The following is a 26625-nucleotide window of genomic DNA, read 5'->3' as shown; positions in this document are numbered from 1 at the left end:
GCGCCCCGCCCTCCGTCTCCGGCCCACCCCACCCGTTCCGCCATCCACGAGGAGCAGCAACCGTGATCCCCCTGTCCTATGCCCAGCGTCGGCTGTGGTTCCTGAACCGCCTGGAGGGTTCCTCGGCGGCCTACAACGCGCCTGTGGTGCTGCGGCTCGCCGGGCGGCCGGCGGTCTCGGTGGTGGAGGCGGCGCTGCGGGACGTGCTGGAGCGGCACGAGGTGTTGCGGACGGTGAATCCGGCGGTGGACGGGGAGCCGTATCAGGAGATCGTGGCCGGTGCGGTGGTACCGGTGGAGGTCGTGGGTGTGGGGGTGGGTGAGGTCGACGCCCGGGTGACCGAGTTCGCGCGGTTGCCGATCGACATCACCCGTGAACTGCCGCTGCGGGTACGCCTCTTCGAGGTGGACGGCGAGGTCGACGGCGAGGCACCCGGCGATGCGGCCGGCGGCGTGGACGGTGACGCGGGAGCCGGAGGTGCCGTGCTGGTGCTGTCCGTCCACCACATCGCCACCGACGGCTGGTCCGTGGGCTTCCTCCTCCGCGACCTCGACACCGCCTACACGGCCCGCTCCGAGGGCCGGGCCCCCGACTGGGAGCCGCTGCCGGTCCAGTACGCCGACTACGCCCTCTGGCAGCACGACATGCTCGGGGACCCCGCCGACCCCGAGAGCACCGCCCACGAGCAGCTCGCCCACTGGCGCGGCGCCCTGGCCGGCATCCCCGACGAGACCCGGCTGCCCGCCGACCGCCCCCGCACCACCGAACCGACCCACGAGGGCGCCGCGGTGACGGCGGAGCTCGACGCGGCGGCCCACCGGGCGCTGGCCAAGGTCGCCAAGGAGCAGCGGGCCTCCTTCTTCATGGTCGTCCGGGCCGCCCTTTCCCTCGCGCTCCGGGCCGCCGGTGCCGGGTCCGACCTCGTCGTCGGCACGGCTGTCGCGGGCCGCCCCGAGGAGGACCTGCACGAGCTGGTCGGCTTCTTCGTCAACACCCTCGCCCTGCGCACCGACCTCTCCGGCGACCCCACCCTCGGCGAACTCCTCGGCCGGATCCGCGACACCGACCTCGCCGCGTTCGCCCACGAGGACCTGCCCTTCGACCTTCTCGTCGAGGACCTCAACCCCGAGCGCTCCCTGGGCCGCCACCCCTTCTTCCAGGTCATGGTCAGCGCCCAGAGCCGGCCGGAGAAGGAGCACACACTCGGCGGCATCCCCGCCACCCTCGTGGAAGCCGACCTGGCCACCGCCAAGTTCGACCTCAGCTTCCACTGCCTGGAGCGGAGCGACGCCTCCGGAGAACCCGGCGGCCTCGCGCTCGTCCTCCAGTACGCCACCGAGCGGTACGACGAGCCCACCGCCCACCTCCTCCTCGGCCTCTTCCGGCGCGCCCTCACCACGCTCGCCGAGCGGCCGGACCACACCCGGCTCAGCGCCGTCACCCTGCCGACGGAGGACGAGCGCACCGGACTCGACCGCCGCCACCGGGCCCTCGCCGACGCGGCCGCCGCCGCGAAGGCCGCCGCGGACGCCGGAGCGGAGGCGGAGGCCCGCCGCCTGCGGGGCGACGGCGCCCGGCCGAAGGGCGCGGGCCCGCTGACCGCCGACCCCCGGGTGGAGATCCTGCGCGGCCTGTTCGCCGAGGTCCTCGGGAGGGACGAGGTCCTGGAGGGTGACAACTTCTTCAAGCAGGGCGGGCATTCACTGCTCGCGGGGAAGTTGACGAACCGGATCCGGGGTGCGCTCGGGCTTCAGGCGGCGATCAAGGACGTGTTCCTGGCGCCGACGCCGGGGCAGTTGCTGCGCCGGCTCGACGAGCGGGGCGGCGGTCCCGCCCGGCCCGCGCTCCGGCCCGTACCGGATGCCCTGCGCCCGGCCCGGATCCCGCTCTCCTATGCCCAGCGGCGGCTGTGGTTCCTGAACCGTCTGGAGGGTTCCTCGGCGGCTTACAACGCGCCTGTGGTGCTGCGGCTCGCCGGGCGGCCGGTGGTGTCGGTGGTGGAGGCGGCGCTGCGGGATGTGGTGGAGCGGCATGAGGTGTTGCGGACGGTGTATCCGGCGGTGGACGGGGAGCCGTATCAGGAGATCGTGGCCGGTGCGGTGGTACCGGTGGAGGTCGTCGGTGTGGGGGTGGGTGAGGTCGATGCCCGGGTGACCGAGTTCGCGCGGTTGCCGATCGACATCACCCGTGAACTGCCGCTGCGGGTACGTCTCTTCGAGGTAAGCGGCGAGGTGGACGGCGACACGGACGGCGACGTGGACGGTGACGCGCGAGTCGGAGGTGCCGTGCTGGTGCTGTCCGTCCATCACGTCGCCACCGACGGCTGGTCCCTCGCCGGTCTGCTCGGCGACCTCGACACCGCCTACGCGGCCCGCGCCGAGGGCCGGGCCCCCGAGTGGGAGCCGCTGCCCGTCCAGTACACCGACTACACCCTCTGGCAGCGTGAGCTGCTCGACGGCGAACACGGCGTCAAGGAAGCGCAGTTGGCGCACTGGCGGCAGGCGCTGGACGGCATTCCCGGCGAGACCCGGCTGCCCGCCGACCGGCCCAGGCTCACCGAGCCGAGCAACCGGGGCGCCGTCGTCACGGGCGAACTCGACGCGGCGGCCCACCGGGCGCTGGCCAAGGTCGCCAAGGAGCAGCGGGCCACGTTCTTCATGGTCGTCCGGGCCGCCCTGGCCCTCGCCCTGCGGGCCGCCGGGGCCGGGTCCGACCTCGTCGTCGGCACACCCGTCGCCGGACGGCCGGAGGAGGCGCTGCACGACCTCGTCGGCTTCTTCGTCAACACCCTCGCCCTGCGCACCGACCTCTCCGGCGACCCCACCCTCGCCGAACTCGTCGGCCGGGTCCGGGACGCCGACCTCGCCGCCTTCGCCCACGACGACCTGCCCTTCGACCTCCTCGTCGAGGACCTCAACCCCGAGCGATCCCTCGGCCGCCACCCCTTCTTCCAGGTCATGGTCAGCGCCCAGGACGCCGACGGCGACAGCACGGTCTCCCTCGGCGGGATCCCCGGCACGCTCGACAGCGCCGACCTCGGCAGCGCCAAGTTCGACCTCTCCTTCCACTGCGCCGGCACCCAGGGGACCGAGGGCGAGGCCGGACCGCTGCTCATCGGGCTCCAGTACGCCACCGACCTGTACGACGAGCCCACCGCCCGGCTCCTGCTCGGGCTCTTCCACCGCGCCCTCGCCGCCCTCGGCAGGGAGGACGGCGACACGCGGCTGAGCGCGGTGCCGTGGACGACCGACGAGGAACGGAAGGCCCTCGACACCCGCCACGAAGCCCTCGCCCGGGCGGCCGCCGCCGAGGCCCCGACGGGCGACCGGAAGCGGGGGAGCGGCCCCGGTACGGCGACCGCCGACCCCCGGGTGGAGATCCTGCGCGGCCTGTTCGCCGAGGTCCTGGCCCGGGACGACATCCTGGAAGGGGACAACTTCTTCAAGCAGGGCGGGCATTCGCTCCTCGCGGGGAAGCTGACGAACCGGATCCGGGGTGCGCTCGGGCTTCAGGCGGCGATCAAGGACGTGTTCCTGGCGCCGACGCCGGGGCAGTTGCTGCGCCGGCTCGACGAGCAGGGCGGCGGTCCCGCCCGGCCCGCGCTCCGCCCCGTACCGGACGCCCTGCGCCCGGCCCGGATCCCGCTCTCCTACGCCCAGCGGCGCCTGTGGTTCGTCAACCGGCTCGAAGGGCCCTCCGCCACCTACAACATCTCCGTCGTCACCCGGCTGCGGCGCCCCGTCGAACACACCCGGTTCGCCGCCGCCCTCGCCGACGTCGCCGCGCGCCACGAGGTGCTCCGCACCGTCTACCGGGCGGCGGACGGCGAGCCGTACCAGCTCGTGCTCGACGACGCCCGGCCCGTACTCGACCGGATCCTCGCCGGCGGGGACGCCGAGGTGCGGTCGGCCGTCGACAGCGCCGTCGGGTACGTCTTCGACCTCGCCGCCGAACTCCCCTTCCGCGCCACGCTCGTCACCGGCGACGACGGGCGGCAGACCCTGGTCCTGCTCACCCACCACATCGCCGGGGACGGCTGGTCCACGCCCTGCCTGCTCGCCGACCTCGACACCGCGTACACGGCCCGCGCCGAGGGCCGGGCCCCCGAGTGGGAGCCGCTGCCCGTCCAGTACACCGACTACACCCTCTGGCAGCGGGACCTCCTCGACGGCGAACACGGCCTCGCCGAGGACCAGCTCGCCCACTGGCGCACCGCCCTCGCCGGAATGCCGCCGCTCATCGCCCTCCCCACCGACCGGCCCCGCCCGCTGGAGAGCGACGGCTCCGGCGCCCTCACCGGCTTCGAGGTCACCGCGGCCACCCACCGGGCCCTGCTCCGCTGCGCCCGCGCCCAGGGCGCCACCCTCTTCATGGTCGTCCAGGCCGCCCTCGCCGCGCTCCTCGCCCGCCACGGAGCCGGCACCGACGTCGCCCTCGGCACCACCGTCGCCGGCCGCGCCGACGACGCCCTCCACCCGCTCGTCGGCTTCTTCGTCAACACGCTCGTCCTGCGCACCGACACCTCCGGCGACCCCGCCTTCGCCGACCTGGTCCGGCGGGTCCGCGAAGCCGGGCTCACCGCCTACAGCAACCAGGACCTGCCCTTCGACAGGCTCGTCGAGGACCTGAGCCCGCAGCGGTCCGCCGCGCACGCACCGCTGGTGCAGGTCATGCTCCAGGTCCACGCCGCCGCCACCCCGGCCGGCCCGGCGGAGGGCGCGTCCCGCCCGTCCGCGCTGGAAGGCGAACCGGTCGGCTTCCAGGGGACCGGAGCCAAGAGCGACCTCACCTTCGCGCTCACCGAACGCGCCGACGCCGACGGCACGCCCGCCGGACTCGCCGGCGCCCTCGAGTACGCCACCGCCCTCTACGACGAGGAGACCGCCCGGCTCCTCGCCCGGCGCCTCGTCGAGACGCTCGACGCCTTCGCCGCCGACCCCGGACTCGCCCTCTCCGCCCCGCGGTACGCCACGCCGGAGACGGTCACGCCCGCACCGCTCGGTGCCGGGACCGTCCTCGACGAGCACGGCCGCCGGGCGCCGGTACGGGTGCCGGGCGAGGTGTACGAGCCGAACCCCGGCGGCGGGCTGCGCGCCACCGGCCGCAGGGCGTACGCCACGGCCGACGGCTCCCTCCGTACGGTCGCCACCCTCACGGTCGCCGGATACCCGGTCGAGCCCGGCCGCGTGGAGGAGGTCCTTCACGGCCACCCGGCCGTGACCGGCGCCGTCGTGGAGGTCCGCGACGCCCGCCTGCACGCCACCGTCACGCGGGCCGCCGGTACGCACGCCACCGCGGAGGAACTGCTCGACTGGGCCGCCGAGCGGCTGCCCGAGTACCTCGCACCGGCCCGGATCGAGTTCACCGGCGCCCCGCCCGCCGAGCCCCCGACGGAGGCCGCACCCGGCGCGGACGCCTCCGCGCAGGAGCGGGAGGAGCGACTGCTCGGGCTCTTCCGGGACGTGCTCGGCGGACGGCAGCTCGGCAGCCACGACAACTTCTTCAAGAACGGCGGGCACTCACTGCTCGCGGTCCGCCTCCTCAACCGCATCCGCGGCGAGTTCGGCCAGGACCTCACCCTCCGGGACGTCTTCCGCAACCCCACGGCCGCCTCCCTCGCCCGCCGCCTCGCCACCCCCACGACCGACCAGACCGCGCCCCACCCCGACCCGAAGAACCCCACGCCCCCGAAGCCCCCCATCCCCACCCCGGGCCGCCCCGTCCCGCCCACCCCGACCCTCAAGCGCCGCACCCGAGCGGGCAGCCGCCAGGGCCGCTGACCCCCGGGGCCGGCCGACACCTCAAGGCCAGCACCTGCCCCCGGGCCCACGAGGCCCACCGATCCCTCCCCGGCCACACCGCCGGTCCTCGGGCCCAGAAGGCCCGCCGATCCCTCCCCGGCCGCACCGGGCCGCACCGCCCGTCCACGGGCCCACGAAGCCCCCAGTCAGCCCCGGCCGCACCAGGCCGCACCGCCCGACCCGGGCCCACGAGGCCGTCAGTCCGCCCCCCGGTCACACCAGGCCACCACCCGCCCCCGGCCCACAAGGCCCCTCCTCGTTCCACCCTCCGGCCGCACCAGGCCACCCACCCGTCCCGGCCCCACGAGGCCCGGCGACACCGGGGTCCACCCACCCCGTGGCATCCCGCGCACCGGCAGCTCCGGGCGGCACTTCTGCCGCCCGGAGCTGCCGCGTCTACTGCCCCGGGAGCGCCCGGGGCGCACCTAGCGTGGACGGCACGGAGGCGAGAGGAACCGTTCGCCCCGGTCTCTCGGCCCCAGTCACCGGAGGAAGTCAGCATGGCCCCCAGCAGAACGGAAGACCTGCTCGACGGCGGAGCCTCTCCCGCCCCCGCCCCGCCCGTGCTCGATCTGATCGCCCGCCAGGAGCGGACCCGTCCCGACGCGGTCGCCCTGGTCCACGCCGACGCGCGGCTGACGTACGCCGAGCTCGGCGCCGCGGTCCGTGCCCGGGCCGCCCTGCTCGCCGCCGACGGGGCCGGTCCCGGCCGGCTCGTCGCCCTGCACCGGCCGCGCGGCATCGACGCGATCGTGGGCCTGCTCGCCGTCCTCGCGACCGGCGCGGCCTACCTGCCCCTCGACGTCCAGGCGCCCGACGCCCGCAACGAGGCCATCCTCAACGACGCCTGCGGCGCCGCCGCGCCCGCCCCGTCCGAGGTGGCCCGCCACGGCGAACTGGTCCTCGGCGGACCCGGCACCGACGCGGGCGCCGCCTACGTGATCTACACGTCGGGCTCCACGGGCGTCCCCAACGGCGTCGTCGTCGCCCACGACTCCCTCGCGCACTTCATCGCCGGCGCCACCCCCGCGTACGGCATCGACGCCGACGCGGTCGTCCTCCAGTTCAGCCCGCTGCACTTCGACGCCAGCGTGCAGGAGGTCTTCGCGACCCTCGGCGCGGGCGGCACCCTCGTGCTGCGCACCGACGACATGCTCGACGTCGCCGAGCTCCTCGCCGGCTGCGCCCGGCACGGCATCACCCTGCTGGACCTGCCCGCCGCGTACTGGCACGAGCTGGTCTACGTCCTCACCACCGGTTCGGTCCGCCTCCCGGACTGCCTGCGGACCGTCATCATCTACGGCGAGGCCGCGCTGCCCGAGCGGATCGCCCAGTGGCGCGGGCTCGTCGGCGACTCCGTACGGCTGCTCAACGCGTACGGGCCGACCGAGACGACCGTCGTCGCCACCGTCGCCGACCTGACCCGGCACGCCGCCGGGCCGGTGCCGATCGGGCGCCCGCTGCCCGGCGTGCGGGCCGCGATCGTCGGCGGCGAGCTGTGGCTCCTCGGCGGCGGCCTCACCCGGGGCTACCTGCACCGGCCCGAGCTGAACGCCCGCCGCTTCACCGAGCTCGACGGCGAACGCGCCTACCGCACCGGCGACCTCGTCACCCTCGGCGAGGACCGGCAGATCCTCTACCACGGGCGCCTCGACGACGAGGTGAAGATCGGCGGCCAGCGCATCGACCCCGCCGCCGTCGACTCCGTCCTCGCCGGACACCCCGCCGTCCGCGAGGCCGCCGTCGTCGCCCAGCAGGACACCGACGGCGTCAAGCGGCTCGTCGCCTTCGTCGTCACCGACGGCGGCACCGGCGCCGAGGAGCTCCGCGACCACGTACGGGACCGGATGCCCGCCGCGGCGGTCCCCACCGTCTCCGTCGTCGTCGCCCTGCCCCGCACCAGCTCCGGCAAGATCAACCGCAAGGTGCTGCGGACCACCGACCCCCGGCTGCCGGTCGTCCACGAGGAGCCGCTGCCCGCCGAGGACCGCGTCCCGCTCTCGCACGCCCAGCGGCGCCTGTGGCTGCTCGACCAGCTCGACGGGCCGTCCGGCGCCTACAACATGCCGATCGTCCTGCACCTGGACACGGCCCCCGACCGGGCCGCGCTCGCCGCCGCCGTCGCGGACCTCGTCGAACGCCACGAGGTGCTCCGCACCGTCTTCCTCGCCCCCGAGGACGAGCCGTACCAGCACATCCTCGCCCCGGCCGCCGTCCGGCTCCGCACGGTCGACGCCCCGGAGGCCGAACTCCCCGGCCTGATCGCCCGGTTCACCGCCGAGACCTTCGACCTGTCCCGCGAACTCCCCCTGCGCGTCGCCCTGTTCTCCGCCGAGGACGCGGCCGGCGCCACCCTCGCCGTGCTGCTCCACCACGTGGCGGGCGACGGCTGGTCCCTCACCCCGCTGATGACCGACCTCGCCCACGCCTACACGGCCCGCGCCGGGGGCCGGGCCCCCGAGTGGGAGCCGCTGCCCGTCCAGTACGCCGACTACACCCTGTGGCAGCACGACGTCCTCGGTGACGCCGCCGACCCGGACTCCGTCCTCGCCCAGGGCCTCGCCCACTGGCGCGCCGCCCTCGCGGGACAGCCCGCCGTCACCCCGCTGCCGCTCGACCGGCCCCGGCCCGCCGTCCGTGACCACGCGGGCGCCATGCTGGAGACCGCCCTCGACGCCGACGTCCACGCCCGTCTCGTCCACCTCGGCGAAGAGCACGACGCCAGCCTCCTGATGGTCCTCCAGTCCGCCCTCGGGCTGGCCCTGCGCGCCACCGGCGCGGGTGACTCCGTCGCCATCGGGACCCCCGTCGCCGGCCGCGACGACGAGGCCCTCGACGAGCTCGTCGGCTTCTTCGTCAACACCCTCGTGCTGCCCACCGACACCTCGGGCGATCCCGCCTTCGGCACGCTCCTCGACCGCGTCCGCGACACCGACCTGGGCGCCTTCGCCCACCAGCGGATCCCCTTCGACCTGCTCGTCGAACACCTCAACCCGCCCCGGCACCCCGGCGTCCACCCCCTCTTCCAGGTGATGCTCACCCTGCGCGCCACCGGACCCGACCAGGGCGCCTTCCCGTTCGGCCCGGTCACCGGCCGGTTCGCCGAGGAGGACGGCCCCGCCACCACCAAGTTCGACCTCACCGCCGCCTGCGTCGACGCCCGCGACGCCGACGGGGCGCCCGCCGGGCTCCGCCTCGGCCTGGAGTACGCCCGGGACGTCTTCGCCAACGAGCAGGTGCCCCGGCTCCTGCTCACCGCCCTCGAACGCGCCCTGCGCGCCGCCGCCGCCGACCCCGGCACCGCGATGGCGGACGAGACCCTCGTCGCCGCCGCCGACCGCCGCGCCCTCGACGAGCGCCGGGCCCGCACGGGCGACCCGGAGACGCCCGTCGACATGGCCGGCACGGCCGACACCGACGGGACCGCCGGTTCCGGTGCGGGCGTCGACGCCGAGCTCGTCGACACGCTGTGCGCGATGTTCGCCGAGGTCCTCGGGCTCGACCAGGTCGGCCCGCACGAGGGCTTCTTCACCATCGGCGGGCACTCCATGAGCGGCGTCCGCCTCGCCAACCGCATCCGCGCCCGCCTCGGCGCCGACATCCAGGTCCGCGACCTGCTCCTCGCCCCCACCCCCGAAGCCCTCGCCCGCCGCATCACCGCCGCGACCGCCGCCACGGCCGCCGACGGGACCGCCGCGGCCGACGGCGTACCGGCCGCTGCCGCCCGGCCCCGGCCCGCCCCGCGCGCCGACCGGCCGGACCGCGTCCCCCTCTCGTACGCCCAGCGCAGGCTCTGGTTCATCGACACCCTCGAAGGCCCCAGCGCCTCCTACAACATCCCGCTCGTCCTGCACCCCGCCGAGCGCCTCGACCCCGCCGTGCTGGCCGACGCCCTCGCCGACGTGACCGACCGGCACGAGGTGCTCCGCACCCGCTACCGTGCCGTCGACGGCGAACCCCACCAGGAGATCCTGACCGGCGTCCGGCCCGCCCTCGACCTGCGCACCGTCCCCGCCGGCCGGCTCGCCGAAGCCGCCGCCGAGGCCGCCGGACACGTCTTCGACCTCGCCGAGGAGATCCCGCTGCGGGCCGCCCTCCTCGAATCGGAGGACGACGGCGCCGAGCGTGCGCACGGCGCTGACTGTGCCGACGGTGACGACCGTGCGCATGACGCCGGCCGTGCCGACGGCACCGACCGTGCCGACGCCGTCGACGGGACCGACGGCACCGACCGATCCGGCGGGCCCGGGCAGGTCCTCGTCCTGGTCGTCCACCACATCGCCGCCGACGGCTGGTCCACCGGACCGCTCCTCGCCGACCTCGCCGGCGCCTACCGGGCCCGCGCCGAGGGCCGCGCCCCCGAGTGGGAGCCGCTGCCCGTCCAGTACGCCGACTACACCCTGTGGCAGCACGACCTCCTCGAAGGCCCCGGGGCCGACGCCCACCGCGACCACTGGCGCAGCACCCTCGCCGGCGCCCCCGCCGCCCTCGAACTGCCGGCCGCCCGACCCCGGCCCGCCGAGGCCAGCCACCGGGGCGACCGGGCCCCCGTCACCGTCGACGCCGCCACCCACGAGGCCCTGGAGAAGCTCGCCCGCGACAACGGCGCCACCCTCTTCATGGTCCTCCAGACCGCCCTCGCCGCCGTCCTCACCCGGCACGGCGCGGGCACCGACCTGCCGCTCGCCACCATGACCGCCGGCCGCGACGACGAACTCCTCGGCGGACTCGTCGGGTTCTTCGTCAACACGCTCGTGCTGCGCACCGACACCTCCGGCGACCCCGCGTTCACCGAACTGCTCGACCGCGTCCGGCGCACCGACCTGGCCGCCTACGCCCACCAGGAACTCCCCTTCGACCGGGTCGTCGAGGACCTCAACCCGGTCCGCACCACCGCCCACCACCCGCTCGCGCAGATCGTCGTCCAGCTCCACCACGACTACACGCGGGGCGTCCCCGGCGCGGACACCGCCGCCCGCCTCTTCCGCGAGGACGGGCCCGGTCTCCTCACCACCGTCACCACCAAGTTCGACCTCACCTTCGCCCTCGACGAGCGGCGCGACGCCGACGGCCGCCCCGCCGGTCTCGCCGGCGGACTGGAGTACGCCACCGACCTGTTCGACGCCTCCACCGCCGCCCGGATCGCCGCCCACCTGGAGCGGACCCTGCGGGCCGCCGCCGCCGACCCCGGCGTACGGATCGGGGAACTGCCCCTGCTCACCGACGCCGACCGCTTCCGCCTCGTCGCCGACTACAACGACACCGCCACCGTCCTGCCCGAACGCGGCACCGTCCACGGCCTGATCGCCCGCCGCGCCGCCCGCACCCCCGACGCGCCCGCCCTCCTCACCGACGACGAGACCCTCACGTACGCCGGTCTCGACACCCGCGCCGACGCGCTCGCCGCCCGGCTGCGCGCGGCCGGAGTCCGGCGCGGCGACACCGTCGGCGTCCTGCTCGGCCGGGGCGTCCCCCTGGTCGTGACCGCCCTCGCCGCCCTCAAGACCGGCGCCGCCTACCTGCCGCTCGACCCCCGGCTGCCCGAGGCGCGCATCCGGCTCATGCTGGAGGACGCCGGGGTCCGCCTCGTCGCCACCGACGGCACCCACACCCCGCCGGAGGGCACGTCCGTGCTGCGCGTGGACGCGGCGGGCGGGGCAGATATGGCAGACGCAGCGGACACGTCGGACGCGCCGGAGGCCGTCGCCTCCGAGGACGACCTCATGTACGTGATGTTCACCTCCGGCTCCACCGGACGGCCCAAGGGCGTCGGCGTCACCCACCGCAACGTCGTCGAACTCGCCGCCGACCGGGACCTCTCCCTCGGCCAGGACCGGCGCATGCTCGTCCACTCCGCGACCGGCTTCGACGCCTCCGTGTTCGAGATCTGGGCCCCGCTCCTCGGCGGCGGCAGCCTCGTCCTGCTCGCCGGCGACGGCACCGACCTGGACGAGACCGCCCGGGCCGTCCGCCGCCACGGCGTCACCACCGCCTACTTCACCGTCGGCCTCTTCCATGTCATGGCCGACGAGGGACTCGACACCCTCCGTCTGCTGCGCGAGGTGTGGACCGGCGGCGACGTGGCCTCCCCGGCCGCCGTCCAGCGGGTCCTCACCCACTGCCCGGACACCGTCCTCGTGCACTCGTACGGCCCCACCGAGACCACCTTCGCCTCGCACAACCAGTGGTTCACCACGAAGCCCGGCGAAGGGCGCGTCCTGAGCGGTGCCGGACTCCACCTCGGGCGGCCCATGGACAACACCCGCAGCCACGTCCTCGACGAGCACCTCCGCCCCGTCCCGCCCGGCGTCCCCGGCGAGCTGTACGTCGCCGGCGGCCACGTCGCCCGGGGCTACGTCGGCCGGGCCGGTCTGACCGCCGAACGGTTCGTCCCCGACCCCTTCGAGGGCGACGGCAGCCGCATGTACCGCACCGGCGACCGCGTGCTGTGGACGGCGGACGGCGAACTCCGCTTCCTCGGACGGGCCGACGGCCAGATCAAGCTCCGGGGCGTGCGCATCGAGCCCGGCGAGGTCGAGCGGGTGCTCGCCGCCCACCCGGCGGTCGGCCAGGCCCTCGCCGTGGTCCGCGAGGACCGGCCCGGCGACAAGAGCCTCGTCGGATACGCCGTCCCCCGCGCGGGCGACTCCGTCACCGAGGCCGAACTCCTCGCCGAGGCCCGCGCCCAGCTCCCCGAGCACCTGGTGCCGTCCGCGGTCGTCGTCCTCGACGCCCTCCCGCTCACCGTCAACGGCAAGCCCGACCGGGCCGCCCTGCCCGCCCCGCACCGGCCCGCCGCCGACCCCGGCGGCCGCGCCCCGCGCAACGCCCGCGAGGAAGTCCTCTGCGCGCTGTTCGCCGAGATCCTCGACGTCCCCGAAGTCGGCATCGACGACAACTTCTTCACCCTCGGCGGGCACTCCCTGCTCGGCGTCCGCCTCGTCAACCGGATGCGCGGCGTCCTCGGCGTCGAGCGCACCGTCCGCGACCTGTTCCGCTCGCCCACCCCGGCCGGGCTCCTCGACGCGCACGAGGACTCCGGAACGGAGGGCGGCGACGCCTCCGCCCTCGGGGTGCTCCTCCCGCTCAGCACCCGCGGCACCCGCCGCCCGCTGTTCTGCGTCCACCCCGGCACCGGCGTCGGCTGGGCCTACGCCGGCCTCGCCCGGCACCTCGGCGACGACCAGCCGCTCTACGCCCTCCAGGCCCGCTCCCTCAGCGACCCCGGCCACCGGCCGGGCAGCGTCGAGGAGATGGCCGACGCCTACCTGGAGCGGATCCGCGGCATCCAGCCCTGGGGCCCCTACCGGCTGCTCGGCTGGTCCTTCGGCGGCCTCGTCGCCCACGCCGTCGCCGTACGGCTCCGGGAGGCGGGGGAGCGGGTCGAACTCCTCGCGCTCATGGACGTCCACCAGACCGGACCCGGCAGCGTCTCCGTGCTGCCGCCCGAGGAGCGCGCCGCCGCCGAGCCGCCCGCCGACCTCGCCGAGGCGATGGAACGGATCCGCCGCGAGGACCCGGTCCTCGCCGGGTTCACCGCCTCCGAACTGCGCGCCGTGCTCCGCGCCTCCGAGACCCACGCCGGTCTCATGGCCCGGCACGTCCCCGGCGTCGCCGACACCGACCTCCTGTTCTTCACCGCCCGCAGGCCGGCCGAACCGGAAGGCGCGCTCGCCGCCACCTGGATTCCCTTCACCGAAGGAATCATCGAGAACCACACCATCGAATACGGACATCTCCAGATGGCCGAACCGGAACCACTCGCACACATCGGAAGCATTCTCGCGGAGAAGCTCTCCGCACTCCAGAAGAAGGAAATGAGGACTCAGTCATGAGCGATTCCATCAACCCGTTCGACAACGCCGAGGGCACCTTCCACGTCGTCGTCAACGACGAGGGCCAGCACTCCCTGTGGCCGACGTTCGCCGCCGTACCGGCCGGCTGGACCAGCGTCTGGGGCCCCGGAGAGCGGGGCGAAGCCCTGGAGTTCATCACGGTGAACTGGGCCGACATCCGCCCGCGCAGCCTCGTCGCCCAGTACGCCTGACCCCCTGCCCCGCCCCTGGACTCAGTCCCCTCCGAGCACGCCCCGAAGGCGCCGCGCCCTGCATCCGCAGCAGGGCGCGGCGCCTTTTCCGCGTGCTTTTACCGCGCCGTCCCCGGCATTTATCGGAATCGAAAGTGCCGGTCGTTGCTGCCGCTCGGACTTCCCCTTCCGGAGCCCTCGGAAAATTACTCTTCAGACATGAAGATTCTCCTGAGCGGAACCGCCTCGGATTCCCACACATGGAATCTCGTGTACCTCCGGCTCTTCCTGGAGGAGCACGGCCACGAGGTCGTCGGCCTCGGCCCCTGCGTCGACGCCGGACTGCTCGCCGACGCCTGCCTGCGTCACACCCCCGACGCGGTCGTGCTCAGCAGCGTCAACGGGCACGGCTACCGCGACGGCCTGGACGCCGTCCGCGCGCTCCGCGCCGAACCCGCCCTCGCCGCACTGCCCGTGGTGCTCGGCGGCAAGCTGGGCGTCGTGGGACGCCGCCAGGACGAAGAGCTCCAGCGCCTCCTGGACGCCGGCTGCGACGCCGTCCTCGGCGACGACGTCGACGCCCTGCGGTCCTTCCTCGCCGCCCGCGCCCGTACGGAGGTCCTGGCGTGAGCGCCGACGCCGCCACCACCGCGCCCGGCGCCGGCTTCGGGGCCTTCGTCGCCGCCGCCTCCGCGGCCGGCCGGCTCGTCGTCCAGCCCCGCATGGGCTTCGGCGACCCGGACCTCATGCGGACCGGCCTGGCCTGCACCCGCGCGGCCACCGCCCACACCGCCGGCACCCTCACCGTCGACAGCTACACCCGCGTCGGCGCCCTCGCCGCCGCCCGCGCCGCCGTCGCCGACGGAGCCCGCCTCAACGGCTACCCCATCGCCGCCCACTCCCCGGACACCACCCGCGCCGTCCTCGCCGGACTCCGCGGACCCGACTTCCCCGTCCAGGTCCGGCACGGCTCCGCCCGCCCCGAGCCCATCATCCGCGCCCTCACCGCCGCCGGCCTCGACGCCACCGAGGGCGGCCCCGTCTCGTACTGCCTGCCCTACGGCCGCACCCCGCTGCGGGAGTCCGTCGCCGCCTGGGTCCGCGCCTGCGAACTCCTCGCGGAACAGAGCGCGGTCACCCCGCACCTGGAGAGCTTCGGCGGCTGCCTCCTCGGCCAGCTGTGCCCGCCCGGCCTGCTCGTCGCCATGAGCGTCCTGGAGTGCCTGTTCTTCGCCCAGCACGGGCTGCGCAGCGTCTCCCTCAGCTACGCCCAGCAGACCGACGCCACCCAGGACGAGGAGGCGCTGCTCGCCCTGCACCGGCTCGCCGCCGAGTTCCTCCCGGCCGGCGTCGAACACCACGTCGTCCTCTACACGTACATGGGCGTCTACCCCCGCACCGAGAGCGGAGCCCTCCGGCTCCTGGAGGCGTCCGCCCGCCTCGCCGTCCGTGCCGGAGCCGGGCGCCTCATCGTCAAGACCGCCGCCGAGGCGCACCGCATCCCCACCGTCGACGAGAACGTCCGCGCCCTGGAGACCGCGGCCGCCGCGGCCGCGCTCGCCGGCGCCCCCGCCCCCGACCGGGCCCCGGCGGACAGCGAGGTCTACCAGGAGGCCCGCACCCTCGTGGAGACCGTCCTCGGCCTCCACCCCGACCTCGCCCGCGCCCTCCCCCTCGCCTTCGCCCGCGGCCTCCTCGACGTGCCCTTCTGCCTCCACCCCGACAACGCCGGCCGCACCCTCGGCTTCATCGACCCCGCCGGCCGCCTCCGCTGGGCCCGCACCGGCGCCATGCCCCTGCGCCCCGACAGCGGCGCGGACACGAGCCCGTTCACCTCGGCGGGGCTGCTCAGCGCCCTGCGGTACGTGGCCGACCGGTACGACCAGGAGCCCGCCGACGGGCGGAACGAATCCGGCGACGGCCGTGACGGTCGGGCGGCTGTGACGCCGCTGGCCGTCTGATCCGGTAAGCCGCTCCTCCCTTCCTCCCTGCCTCCGCTCCTCTGCCCCAACTGCTGCCTCTACTCCGACTGTTCGACCCGCCCGACCCGCCCGACCCGCCCGACCCGCCCGACCCGCCCGACCCGCACGGTCGTCCGACCGCCCCGACTCCGCCCGACCCGCTCGCCCCTCCCGTACGAGATCAGGAGCCCCGCCATGGACCAGCCCGCACCCTTCCCCTCCGCCCCGGCCAGCCCGCCCCCGCTCGGCGAGCACCTGCGCTCGCCCGAGCTGCGGGCCGCGATGACCGTCCAGCAGGAGGCCCTCCAGGGCGCCCGCGACTACCTGCGGGGCCAGGGCTTCACCGAGCTGCTCCCGCCGCTCGTCGGCCCCGTCACCGACCCGGGCGGCCGAGGCGCCAAGGCCCTGGACGTCGACTACTACGGGCACCCGTACAAGCTGATGACCAGCGCCATCCTCTACAAGCAGGCATCCCTGCGCGGCTTCCCCCGGCTCTTCTACATCGCCCCCAACGTGCGCGTGGAGCCCGAGGAGACCGCCACCACCGGCCGGCACCTCGTCGAGTTCCACCAGATCGACGTCGAGATCGCCGACGCGGGCCGCGAGGAGGCCCAGGAGATCGCCGCCGGGCTCCTCACCCACGTCACCGAGCACGTCTGGACGACCATCCCCGAGGTCCTCACCGGACTCGGCCGCATGGAGGCCGACTTCGGGGACATCCGCGCCGGCAAGTACGACGTGCGCACCCATGAGGAGGCCGTGAACCGGCTGCTGTCCCTCGGCCACCCGCAGAACCCCGACGGCGAGATCGACTGGGCCGGCGAGCGCATCCTGTCCCTGGAGAGCGACCGGCCCTTCTTCGTCGACGACTACCCCAAGGGCTCGCGCGGCTTCTACGACCGCGAGGACCCCGAACGCCCCGGCGTGCTCCGCAACTTCGACCTGATCGCCCCGCACGGCTACGGCGAGCTGGTCTCCGGCAGCGAGCGCGAGGCCGACTACGCCACCCTCGTCACCCGGATGCGGGAGAGCGGCGAGAACCCCGCGAAGTACGCCTGGTACCTGAAGGAGGCCCGCGAGGGCATCCCGTCCAGCGCCGGCTTCGGCATGGGCCTCCAGCGCCTGGTCCGCTTCCTCACCGGCTTCGACGCCCTCTGGCAGGTCAGCGCCTACCCGAAGCTGCCCGGTGTGGTGACCCCGTGACCATCATGATCCCCGCCGCTCCCGTCGTGGAGCAGAGGGGCGACGACTCCGCCTCGTCCGCCCCGCTTACGTCGTACCTGCCGCTCACGGCCCCGGTATCGGTATCGACCCCGGCCGCCGCCACGGTGTCGGCCCCGTCCACCCCCTCCGGACCCTCCGCACCCTCCACCCCCTCCGTCCCGTCCGGGCTCTCCGCCCCCGGGTTCCCCGAGGCACAGGTGCGGGCGAGGGCCAGGACCGGATCCGCGGCCGTGTTCCCGGACCCCGCCGCGTACGGGGCCCACCTCTTCGGGCCGGCGGCCCCCGCCGCCCCCGCCGTCTTCGGCGGAGACGCCCTGGACCGTACGCGGATCGTCCCGCCCGTCTTCATGCCGGAGCGCCTGGAAAAGCTCATCGACCTGGCCCGCGAGCCCGAGTTCGGCGACGTCGACCTCACCGCCCGCGTCGGCGGCTTCACCGCCCGGCTGCCGCTCTACCTCTCCGCGTTCGGCTCCACCCGGGCCGGCAGCGGCGACCTCGCCGTCCACGCGAGCCGCCAGGCCGCCCGGCTGGGCATCCCCATGGTCATCGGCGAGAACATGGTCCCCGTCCACGGCTACCGCAAGGCCGGCGACGCGACCCGCTCCGCCCTGCGCGCCCGGGTCGAGGCCTACCTGGAGGCCGCGCCCGACGGGGCCGGCGGCATCGTCGTCCAGCAGTCCACCGAGGACGCCGACTCCGAGGTGTGGAACCTCCTCTACAGCGATCCCGCCTTCCGCCCGCTCCTGGAGACCGGCCGGCTCGCCTTCGAGCTGAAGACGGGGCAGGGCGCCAAGCCCGGGCTCGGCGGCATGACCGTCGTGGGCAGCGCCGAGGCCGAACAGCTCGCCCGCCGCTTCACGGTCCGCGAGGTCTTCGGCGAGGACGCCCCGCAGCGGCTCCGCTGCGCGACCCCCGGCACGTTCACCGAGGAGATCCTCCGCCAGCAGCTCCGCTTCATGCGCAACAACTTCCCCAAGGCCCGTACGTGGGTGAAGTTCCACCCCGGCCGCGACATCGAGAAGGCCGCCCGTACCGCGTGGGCGGCCGGAGCGGACGCCGTCACCGTCGACGGCGCCGAGGGCGGCACGGGCTGGGCACCCGGAGTCTTCCTGGACCAGGTCGGACTGCCCCTCGGTGAGTGCCTGCGCCGCATCGGGCGCCCGGAGGGCTGCCTCCTCGCCACCGGCGGCATCTGGGAGGGCGGCCGGGCCGTCCGCGCCCTCGCCCTCGGGGCCACCGCCGTCGGCCTCGGCCGCGCCGCGCTCGTCGCCGTGGACGAGGACCCCGAGCACGGCCTGGAACGCCTCGTCGAGGCCATGGCGCTCGAACTCCGGCTGCTCATCAGCGCCCTGGGCAAGTACGCGCCCGCCGCCCTGGGGCCGGACGACCTCTGGGACCCGGTCCAGGGAGCGGTCCCGTGTTGAGGCCGCCCCGGCGCCGGGCCTCCCGCACCGTGCACGCCCGCTTCTCGGTGCGGGAGACCCCCGGCGTCACCGTCGGCGCCCCCGGCCCCCTGCCGTACGGCGTCGACGGCACCGCCCGCCGCACGGCGCAGCGCGCCCTCAGCGAGGCCGGCCGCGGCTACCTCGGCGGCCACGTCGAACTCCGCGCCCCCAGGGGCCTCGGCCCCCGCGTCCTGCGCAGGGCCACCGACCGCGCCGTGGCCCTGGCGGTCGCCGCCACCCTCCACGGCGCACCCCCGACCACCTGCGTACGCCTCCGCCCGCGCACGTGAGGGAACTCGCACCCGCCCGACCCGTGTACGCCCCCGCCCGCGCACCCAGGGGAACCCGCACCCGTCCACCCACGTACGCCACCGCGCCCCGCACCTGAGGGAACCCGCACCCGCCCGCCCCCGTACGCCTCCGCCCCGCGGCCGAGGGAACCCGCACCCGCCCGACCCGCCACGACGCGGGCCCCGTCCACCCGCAGCCTCCCGCCCACAGAAAGCCGACCCCATGGCCACGCCCCTCGCCGATCCGCCCGGCCCCACCGTCGACTGGCGCCGCATCAGCAGCCTCGTCGTCGGCCAGGCCGCGGTCCAAGCCGGCAGTTTCGCGCTCCTCATCGCCATGAGCTGGACCGCGGTCCAGCTCGGCGGCCGAGGCGCCGTCACCGCCGTCACCCTCGCCGCCACCCTGCCCCGCGCCCTGCTGCTCCTCTTCGGCGGCGCCCTGACCGACGTCCTCGGCCCGCGCGCCCTCCTGCTGCGCGCCACCAGCGTCCGCGTCCTCGTCCTGGCCGTGGGCACCGTCGTCACCGCCACCACCCACAGCCTGTGGCCGCTGATCGTCATCGCCCTCGTCGACGGCATCCTGCTGGGCATCAGCGGTCCGGCCTCCGGCGTCCTGCTGCCCCACCTGGCACCCCAGGAGCAGCTGGGCCGCGCCAACTCCCTCTACTCCATGGTGCTGCGGCTCGCCCCCATCGCGGGCTCCCCGCTCGGTGCCTGGCTCGTGGTGGTCGGCGGCCTGCCCGGCGCGATGACGGCCGCCGCCGTCGGCTCCGCCCTCTGGCTCGGCTGCGCCGCGCACGTCACCCACGGCATGCGGCGGCCCGAGGCCGTGGGGAACGGCGGCCCGTCGCTGCTGAGCCGCTCGGGCGACGGCTTCCGCCTGCTCGCCGCGCACCCGCGCCTGCGCTGGATGTTCGTGGCCTGCTTCGCGATGGACCTGGCCTTCCTGTGGCCGGCGGAGGTCGCGCTGCCGCTGCGCGCCGCCGACCAGGGCTGGGGTGTCGGCGCGGTCGCGTTCGTCCTGGCCGCGTTCAGCGCGGGGGCGCTCGCCTCGGCCGCCCTCGGCGCCGCGCTCGCCCACCGCATCCCGACCCACCTGAAGCTGGTGGTGACGGGCACCGGCCTGGCCCTCGGCATGGGCGCGATGGCCCTCGTCCCGTCGCCGGTGACGCTCGCCGGCGCCGCCGCAGCCGTCGGCCTGCTCTCGGGCCTCAACGGCCCCGCGCTGGTCACGGCGTATCAGCAGGCCGTGCCCGAAGGCCGGATGGGTGCCGCGATGTCGACCTTCGCCCTGTCCGGGATCGGCGCGGCCCCGCTCTCGCTCGCCGTCTTCACCCCGCTCTCGATGCACCTCGGGGTGACCGGCACCTGGCTGCTCTGCGCCGGCCTCGCCCTGGTCTCCCCGATCGCCGCCGCCTTCGCGCTGCGCGCCGACACCACGGGGAAGGCCGCCGAGCGGCGCACCGAGGACCGCATCCGTACCGCACCGGAGACCACCGCCACGTCCGTGTGAGGCAGACATGACCCTCCAGACCCCCGAACCGCCGTCCACCCGTCAGACACCTGGGCCCACCCTGTACGCACCCGGGCCCGAGGCCCTCCACATCCCGCCGCCCGACCTGTCGTCCGTCCTCGGGGCCCCGGCTGCTCAAACCGGCGCCACGGGGCTGTCCGTCCCGTCGTCCGGAGCAGGGACCTCGGCCGCTCAAGCCGGAGTCCCGGGCCCGTCCGTCCCGTCGTCCGTCCTCGCGGCCCCGACTGCCCAAGTCGGCGCCACGGGCCTGTCCGTCCCGTCGACCGTCCTCGCGGCCCCGGCCGCCCAAGTCGGCGCGACCGGCCTGTCCGTCCCGTCCTTCGACCCGTCCGCCCCTCCGTCCGTCCCTCCGGCCGAGCCGTACCTCCGGCCCGGCCCCGTACTCCTCCGTCCGTCCCCGCTCCCGCCGCTGCCCGCGGCGCCGGTGCTGCCGCCCGGGCCCGGGACGGGCCGGCCGCAGCTCTGGCTGGTCGCCACCGAGACGCACGAGGACAGCGCCGCCCGGTACGCCTCGCTGGTCCTCGACGCGGAGGAGCTGGCTCGGGCCGGGGAGTTCCGGCGGCCGGGCGACCGGGCGACGTACCTGTGCGCGCACGTCGGCCTGCGCCGGCTGCTCGGCGCCCACCTCGGCGTCGCACCGCGCGGCGTCACGGTGGAGCGGGCGCCCTGCCCCTGCTGCGGCGAACCGCACGGGCGGCCGGTGCTCCCGGACGGGCGGCTGCACTTCTCGCTCTCGCACTGCGAGGGGATGAGCCTGATCGCCGTCGCGACCACCCCGGTGGGCGTGGACATCGAACGGATCCCGGCCCCGCACCTGGTCGCCGAACTCGCCGAGGTCCTTCACCCGGCCGAGTCCGCCGAACTGGCGGCGCTCGCCCAGGACCTGCGCCCGGCCGCCTTCGCCCGCGTGTGGACGCGGAAGGAGGCGTACCTGAAGGGGACCGGGGTCGGGCTCGGCGCCGACCCCTCGTCCGAGTACGTCGGCTCGGGCCCCGCCCCGACCGCACCGGCCGGCTGGCTCCTGGCCGACGTGGCCGTGCCGTCGGGCCACCAGGCGGCGGTGGCGGTCCGCCGGTGACACCCCGGCGGCCCCGCCTCGCCGCCCCCGGTCATCGGCGTCCCCGCCCACCAGGGGCCCCGCCTCGCCGTCCCCGCCCACCGGCGTCCCCGCCCACCGGTGGGGCGGCCGGTGGGGCGGCCGGTGGGCGTGGTGGCACCCGATCCCGCCCCGCCCCAGGCGCGTAAGGGAGCGCGGCGGCGCGCGCGGGTCGAACGCGTGATTCCCGGCCGCCTGCCCGAAAGGATGAACAGAGCCCGACGACGGTGTTTCGCCCCGGCGCCGCCGTCACGCTGCTGCCGTGCGTAAGGAGCGCGAGTACACGGTCCCGCCCCAGCGGACGAGCCGCCCCGCGGCCGTCCCGCCCCCGCCTGTCCCCGGCCAGGCCCGGTACCGGCCGGGGCCGCCGCTGCGGGACCGGACCCGGTACTGGATCGACCGGACCGTGGTGAAGGGCATGACCGCGGTCGCGGGCTGGCTGGCGCTGGTCAGTCTGGCCGTCGTGGCGCCGGCGAGCGTCCTCCTCGTCTGGACCGACAGCCGTTCGCCCGCCACGGTCCAGGGCAAGATGGAGACGGTCTGGCGGACCGTCGGCCAGACCCTCCGGCTCGGCGGCGAGGTCGGCCCGCCGCTGCGGATCGTCCTCTCCGTGCTGCTGGCCCTGGTCTCCCTGCTGTACGTCTCCACGCTCGTCGGCCTCGTCACGACCGCCATCACGGACCGCCTGACCGAACTCCACCGCGGCCAGTCGACCGTCGTGGAACGCGGCCACTCGCTGGTCCTCGGCTGGTCCGAGCAGACCCCGACGCTCGTCGCCGAACTCCTCGCCGCGCACGCGCAGCGGCGGTACGGCGCGGTCGTGGTCCTCGCCGACCGCGACAAGCTGGACATGGAGCGGGAGTTACGGGCGGTGGCCACGGCCGCCGGTGCCCGCCGGGTCCGGCTGCTGTGCCGCCGGGGCCGCCCCGCCGACCCGGTGGCCCTCGCCCGCGTCAGCCCGGCCGCCGCGGGGGCGGTCGTGGTGCTGCCGCCGGACACGCCCGAGGCCGACACCCAGGTCGTGAAGACGCTGCTCGCGCTGCGGGCCGTGGTCGGCGACGCGCGCCCGGTACGGGTCGTGGCGGCCGTCCGGCAGACCCGGCACGTGGCCACGGCACGGCTCGCGGCCGGGCCCGGCGCCGTGGTCCTCGACGTCGACGGCATCGCGGCGCGGATCCTCGTCCAGTGCGTCCTCGAACCCGGCCTCGCGCTCGTCCTGGAGGACCTGCTCGACTTCGCCGGCGCCGAGCTGCACGTCCACCGTGTCCCCGGGCTCGGCGGCCGGACCTTCGCCGAGCTGCGGGCGGCCTGCGCGGACGCGTGCGTGGTCGGCCTCGTGCGTCCGGACGGCACGCCGCTCCTCAATCCGCCGCCGCGCACCGTCCTCGCCCCCGGCGGCGCCGTCGTCGTCCTGGCCGAGGACGAGAGCCCACCGACCTGGACCACACCCCCGGCACCGCCCCCGCCGCCTTCCGCAGCGCGGACGACGCCGACGAAGCGCAGCAAGCCCGCCCGTGCGGGGAAGGCAGCCAAGCTCTCGCATCCCCGCCCCGCCGGCACCGCCGCCACCGTCACGCCCCCGCGCCGCGTCCTCGTCCTCGGCTGGAACCGGCGTGGCCCGGAGATCGTCGACGGCCTCGCCCGCAACGGGTGGGAGGCGATCCGCGAGGAGGCGCTCCCCGCCCCGGACCACGCCCGGCACGCCGACCACGTCCTCGTCCTCGGCGGACCCGACGGGCACCCCGACCCCGACGAGCACACCCTGGTCACCCTCCTCCAACTCCGCGCCGCCGAACGGCAGTCGGGGCGCCGTACCCCCACCGTCGCCGAACTGGCGGACGCCCACCACCACCCGCTCGCCCCGGGTGGCCCGCACACGGACCTGGTGGTCGGCGGACGGCTCGTCGGCCTGCTGATGGCCCAGGTCTCGCAGACCACCGAACTCGCGGCGGCGTTCGACGAGCTGTTCTCCCCGACGGGCAACGCGGTCCGCCTCGACCCCGCCACCGACTACGTCCCCGCCGGTACGGAGGCCCCCTTCGCCGCGCTCGTCGAGGCCGCCGGCCGCCGCGGCGCCACCGCCCTCGGCTACCGCCCCGGCGGCTCCCGGACCCCGCTTCTCAACCCGCCGAGGACCGGGATCCGCCGCTGGTCGCACGAGGACACCCTGATCGTCGTCAGGGGCGACGCGCGCCCCTCGGAGGAGATCGGGTGAGCACCGGCCGGGTGGTCCGGAGCCGCCCCGCCCCACCCTGGGAGCGGGGGCCGGGGATTCCCGGCCGCGCCCGCTCGATCACGCCTGGTGCCCGACCGGGGCCACTCGGGTGTGGGGCGTCGCACGATTCCCTCACCCGTCCGCGATGAGTTCGCGCCGCGCGGCCGGTCCACCCTTCAGACCCGTCCACCAGACCGGTCCACCAGACCCGTCCACGCGGAGGAGTGGCAGATGACACCCACGACCGATTTCGACCTCGGACCCCAGGCGCTGATCGTGGCGCGGCTCGCTGCGGGCGTTCCGGAGGCGCGGCTCGCCGCCCGCACGCCGTGCCCGGAGTACGCGGTGACCGAGCTGCTGGGACACCTGGCCGGCCTGTCCGTGGCGTTCCGTGACGCCGCCCGCAAGGACCTGGGCCCCAGCACGGCCGTCCCGCCCGGCAGCACCCGTCCGGTCCTGCCGGCCGACTGGCGCACGGAGCTGCCCCGCGCCCTGTCGGAACTGGCCGAGGCATGGCGGGACCCGGACGCGTGGACGGGCCTCACGCGCGCCGGCGGCGTGGACCTGCCCGGCGAGGTCGCGGGGATGGTCGCCGCCGACGAACTGGTGATCCACGGCTGGGACCTCGCCCGCGCCACCGGCCAGGACTACGCCCCCGACCCGGCCGCCCTGCGCGCCTCGCACGCGTTCCTGCGGGCCGCGGCCGAGGAGGGCGACGACGGCGGCGGCATCTTCGGCCCCGTGGTGACCGTCCCCGAACGGGCCCCCCTCCTGGACCGCACGGTGGGCCTGAGCGGCCGGGACCCGCACTGGAGCGCACCCGACGGAACGTGATCCCCGATACGGGCGGTGTGGAAACCGTGAAGTGGGGAAGGGCGGAGTGCGAGGTGCCCAGTGCGCCCGCCCATCCGTACGAGGGGAGTTCCCGGGCCATGACGGACGCCACCACCGCCACCGCCACCGCCGAGCGTGCCGCGTCGGCCCCCCTGCTGTCCGCGAGTGCCGTGTTCGACGGCGCCGCCGACGGCGGCGCGATCGGGTCCGCCCGCGCGTTCACCGCCGACTTCCTCACCGCCGCGTCGGCGGTCGGGCGTCCGCCGGTGCCGGAGGACCGGGTCGGCCTGGCGACGCTGGTGGTCAGCGAGCTGGTGACCAACGCGGTCCGGCACACGTCCGGCCCCTGCCGGCTCCTCCTGGAGCTGCGGCGGGACGCCGTGGAGATCTCGGTGTTCGACCGCGCGGCGGCCGCCCCCGTACCCCACGGGCACGATCCGGCGCGGGTCGGACAGCACGGCCTGGAGATCGTCGTCGCCGTGTGCGGGAGCGTGGCCGTGGAGCCCGGACCGGAGGGCAAGCGGGTCCGGGCCCGCCTGCCCCTCCTGGCGGGGGACCCCGGGACGGGGTGAAGGACGGGTGGCGAACGCGTCGGGGCTCGTAGCCGTACTCGGACTCGAAATCGCGCTCGCCCGACCCGCCCGGCGGCGGTCGAAACCGCCCGCCCGGGATCCGGACGGGCGGTGGGGGACCGTGGTCGCCTACGCGCGCCGTCCGGCGCGGACGCCTTCCGCGATGCGCTTGCCGACGGCCGCGTCGATGTTGGTCCAGTACGTGTAGGCGCGGGCCAGGACGGGTTCGCTGACGCCGTCGAGGAGGTGGCCGACCACGTTGTCCACGAGGCGGTCGCGGGCCGCGTCGTCCAGGACCTCGCGGACGAGGGTGCCGGCCTGGCCCCAGTCGTCGTCGTCCGGGTGCGCGACGTACGCCGCCCGGGTGATCGCGCCGTCGGCGTTCCAGCTCGGCGGGTTTCCGTACCGTTCGGTGTCGGCGGCGGGTCCGCCCTTGGAGTTCGGCGCGTACACCGGGTCGGAGGTCTTCCGGTACGCCATCGCCCCGTCCTTCGAATACGTGTGGACGTCGACGACCGGCGCGTTCACCGGAAGCTGCTGGTAGTTGGTGCCGATGCGGGCCCGGTGGGCGTCCGCGTACGAGAAGAGGCGGCCCAGCAGCATCCGGTCCGGGCTCGGGCCGATGCCGGGGACGAAGTTGTTCGGCTGGAACGCCGCCTGTTCGATCTCCGCGTGGTTGTCGGTGGGGTTGCGGTCCAGCGTCATCCGGCCAACCGGGATCAGCGGGTAGTCGCCGTGCGGCCAGACCTTCGTGAGGTCGAAGGGGTTGAACCGGTACCCCGCCGCCTCCTCGTACGGCATGACCTGCACGTGCAGGGTCCAGGACGGGAAGTCCCCGTCCCGGATGTGCTCGAACAGGTCCCGCACGTGGGCGTCCGTGTCGACGCCGGCCATGCGGTCCGCCTCGGCCTGCGGGAGGAACTCGACGCCCTGGTCGGTCTTGAAGTGGTACTTCACCCAGAAGCGCTCACCGGACGCGTTGATCCACATGTACGTGTGCGAGGTGTAGCCGTTCATGTGGCGCCAGGTCCGGGGGATGCCCCGGTCTCCCATCAGCCAGGTGACCTGGTGGGCGGACTCCGGGGACAGGGTCCAGAAGTCCCACTGCATGTCGTGGTCGCGCAGGTTGCTGTCCGCCCGGCGCTTCTGGGACCGGATGAAGTGCTGGAACTTCATCGGGTCCTTGATGAAGAACACCGGCGTGTTGTTGCCGACCATGTCGTAGTTGCCCTCGGACGTGTAGAACTTCACCGCGAAGCCACGCGGGTCCCGCCAGGTGTCCGGGCTGCCGCGTTCGCCGGCGACCGTGGAGAACCGGGCGACCAGGTCGGTGCGGGTCCCCGGCTGGAACAGCGCGGCCTTGGTGTAACGGCTGACGTCGTGGGTGACCTCGAAACGGCCGAACGCCCCACTGCCCTTGGCGTGCGGCTGGCGTTCAGGGATGCGCTCCCGGTTGAACTGCGCCATCTGCTCGATCAGATACGCGTCCTGGAGCAGGACGGGACCGCCCGGCCCCAGGGTCAGCGAGTGTTCGTCGCTCTCCACCGGCGCGCCGGAGTCGGTCGTCGTCGCGGGTCGGCCTTCGGTCATCGTTCTGCCTTTCGTCGTCGCACACGCCCACCCCACG

General features: G+C 75.4%; 14 protein-coding genes. 13 read left to right on the top strand and 1 reads right to left on the bottom strand.

Translation table 11 applies throughout. The annotated features are described in order from the left end of the window. The first annotated feature begins 62 nt into the window (after positions 1 to 62). The 13 genes from AB0Q96_RS28710 to AB0Q96_RS28650 all read left to right on the top strand — a co-directional run bounded on the left by AB0Q96_RS28710 (position 63) and on the right by AB0Q96_RS28650 (position 24998). Positions 63 to 5780: a condensation domain-containing protein gene (locus tag AB0Q96_RS28710; protein ID WP_365330421.1), complete on the top strand. Its 5718-nt coding sequence runs from the start codon at positions 63 to 65 to the stop codon at positions 5778 to 5780. Between the two features lie 521 nt (positions 5781 to 6301). Further along, positions 6302 to 13636 carry an amino acid adenylation domain-containing protein gene (locus tag AB0Q96_RS28705; RefSeq protein WP_365330420.1) on the top strand — a complete coding sequence of 2445 codons (7335 nt, stop codon included), beginning with the start codon at positions 6302 to 6304 and terminating at the stop codon, positions 13634 to 13636. Continuing rightward, the gene (locus AB0Q96_RS28700) at positions 13633 to 13848 is read left to right on the top strand and encodes an MbtH family protein (RefSeq protein ID WP_365330419.1); all 216 of its coding nucleotides are present in this window, start codon (positions 13633 to 13635) and stop codon (positions 13846 to 13848) included. The genes AB0Q96_RS28705 and AB0Q96_RS28700 overlap by 4 nt, the downstream gene beginning before the upstream one ends. A gap of 198 nt (positions 13849 to 14046) precedes the next feature. Beyond that, on the top strand, positions 14047 to 14457 hold the full coding sequence (locus tag AB0Q96_RS28695) for a cobalamin-dependent protein (RefSeq protein WP_365330417.1): 411 nt from the start codon (positions 14047 to 14049) through the stop codon (positions 14455 to 14457). Further along, positions 14454 to 15788 carry a methylaspartate mutase gene (locus tag AB0Q96_RS28690; RefSeq protein WP_365330415.1) on the top strand — a complete coding sequence of 445 codons (1335 nt, stop codon included), beginning with the start codon at positions 14454 to 14456 and terminating at the stop codon, positions 15786 to 15788. Before AB0Q96_RS28695 ends, AB0Q96_RS28690 begins: the two co-directional genes overlap by 4 nt. A 195-nt stretch (positions 15789 to 15983) precedes the next feature. Further along, positions 15984 to 16991 carry an asparagine synthetase A gene (locus tag AB0Q96_RS28685; RefSeq protein ID WP_365330413.1) on the top strand — a complete coding sequence of 336 codons (1008 nt, stop codon included), beginning with the start codon at positions 15984 to 15986 and terminating at the stop codon, positions 16989 to 16991. A gap of 5 nt (positions 16992 to 16996) precedes the next feature. Continuing rightward, the gene (locus AB0Q96_RS28680) at positions 16997 to 18436 is read left to right on the top strand and encodes a glutamate synthase-related protein (RefSeq protein ID WP_365330467.1); all 1440 of its coding nucleotides are present in this window, start codon (positions 16997 to 16999) and stop codon (positions 18434 to 18436) included. Next, entirely contained in the window at positions 18430 to 18747 is a 318-nt protein-coding gene (locus AB0Q96_RS28675) for a hypothetical protein (RefSeq protein ID WP_365330411.1), read from the top strand. The genes AB0Q96_RS28680 and AB0Q96_RS28675 overlap by 7 nt, the downstream gene beginning before the upstream one ends. Before the next feature lie 223 nt (positions 18748 to 18970). Continuing rightward, positions 18971 to 20260, top strand: coding sequence for an MFS transporter (locus tag AB0Q96_RS28670; RefSeq protein WP_365330409.1), 1290 nt, complete (start codon positions 18971 to 18973; stop codon positions 20258 to 20260). 7 nt (positions 20261 to 20267) lie between these two features. Continuing rightward, positions 20268 to 21359, top strand: coding sequence for a 4'-phosphopantetheinyl transferase superfamily protein (locus AB0Q96_RS28665; RefSeq protein WP_365330407.1), 1092 nt, complete (start codon positions 20268 to 20270; stop codon positions 21357 to 21359). A 280-nt stretch (positions 21360 to 21639) separates the two neighbouring features. Further along, complete coding sequence (locus tag AB0Q96_RS28660) at positions 21640 to 23592, top strand: NAD-binding lipoprotein (protein ID WP_365330405.1); 1953 nt, start codon at positions 21640 to 21642, stop codon at positions 23590 to 23592. 231 nt (positions 23593 to 23823) lie between these two features. Further along, a complete protein-coding gene (locus AB0Q96_RS28655) occupies positions 23824 to 24426 on the top strand; it encodes a TIGR03086 family metal-binding protein (RefSeq protein WP_365330403.1) in 603 nt (200 codons plus the stop codon). 98 nt (positions 24427 to 24524) lie between these two features. Continuing rightward, entirely contained in the window at positions 24525 to 24998 is a 474-nt protein-coding gene (locus AB0Q96_RS28650) for an ATP-binding protein (RefSeq protein ID WP_365330401.1), read from the top strand. Between the two features lie 129 nt (positions 24999 to 25127). Here the strand turns inward: AB0Q96_RS28650 and AB0Q96_RS28645 are convergent, their stop codons facing one another. Beyond that, entirely contained in the window at positions 25128 to 26588 is a 1461-nt protein-coding gene (locus AB0Q96_RS28645) for a catalase (RefSeq protein WP_365330399.1), read from the bottom strand. Positions 26589 to 26625 lie beyond the last annotated feature (37 nt).

The sequence above is a fragment of the Streptomyces sp. NPDC093111 genome (assembly GCF_040683955.1).
GTDB lineage: Bacteria > Actinomycetota > Actinomycetes > Streptomycetales > Streptomycetaceae > Streptomyces.
The sequence above is the reverse complement of the archived record's forward strand: the minus strand, read 5'-3'. Positions and strand labels throughout refer to the sequence as shown.

What these genes read in the sequence shown, in the direction of transcription:
- AB0Q96_RS28695 (WP_365330417.1), top strand. Translation starts at nt 14,047, where the DNA reads ATGAAGATTCTCCTGAGCGGAACCGCCTCGGATTCCCACACATGGAAT.
- AB0Q96_RS28645 (WP_365330399.1), bottom strand. Translation starts at nt 26,588, where the DNA reads ATGACCGAAGGCCGACCCGCGACGACGACCGACTCCGGCGCGCCGGTG.
- AB0Q96_RS28650 (WP_365330401.1), top strand. Translation starts at nt 24,525, where the DNA reads ATGACGGACGCCACCACCGCCACCGCCACCGCCGAGCGTGCCGCGTCG.
- AB0Q96_RS28700 (WP_365330419.1), top strand. Translation starts at nt 13,633, where the DNA reads ATGAGCGATTCCATCAACCCGTTCGACAACGCCGAGGGCACCTTCCAC.
- AB0Q96_RS28665 (WP_365330407.1), top strand. Translation starts at nt 20,268, where the DNA reads ATGACCCTCCAGACCCCCGAACCGCCGTCCACCCGTCAGACACCTGGG.
- AB0Q96_RS28680 (WP_365330467.1), top strand. Translation starts at nt 16,997, where the DNA reads ATGATCCCCGCCGCTCCCGTCGTGGAGCAGAGGGGCGACGACTCCGCC.
- AB0Q96_RS28685 (WP_365330413.1), top strand. Translation starts at nt 15,984, where the DNA reads ATGGACCAGCCCGCACCCTTCCCCTCCGCCCCGGCCAGCCCGCCCCCG.
- AB0Q96_RS28670 (WP_365330409.1), top strand. Translation starts at nt 18,971, where the DNA reads ATGGCCACGCCCCTCGCCGATCCGCCCGGCCCCACCGTCGACTGGCGC.
- AB0Q96_RS28705 (WP_365330420.1), top strand. Translation starts at nt 6,302, where the DNA reads ATGGCCCCCAGCAGAACGGAAGACCTGCTCGACGGCGGAGCCTCTCCC.
- AB0Q96_RS28655 (WP_365330403.1), top strand. Translation starts at nt 23,824, where the DNA reads ATGACACCCACGACCGATTTCGACCTCGGACCCCAGGCGCTGATCGTG.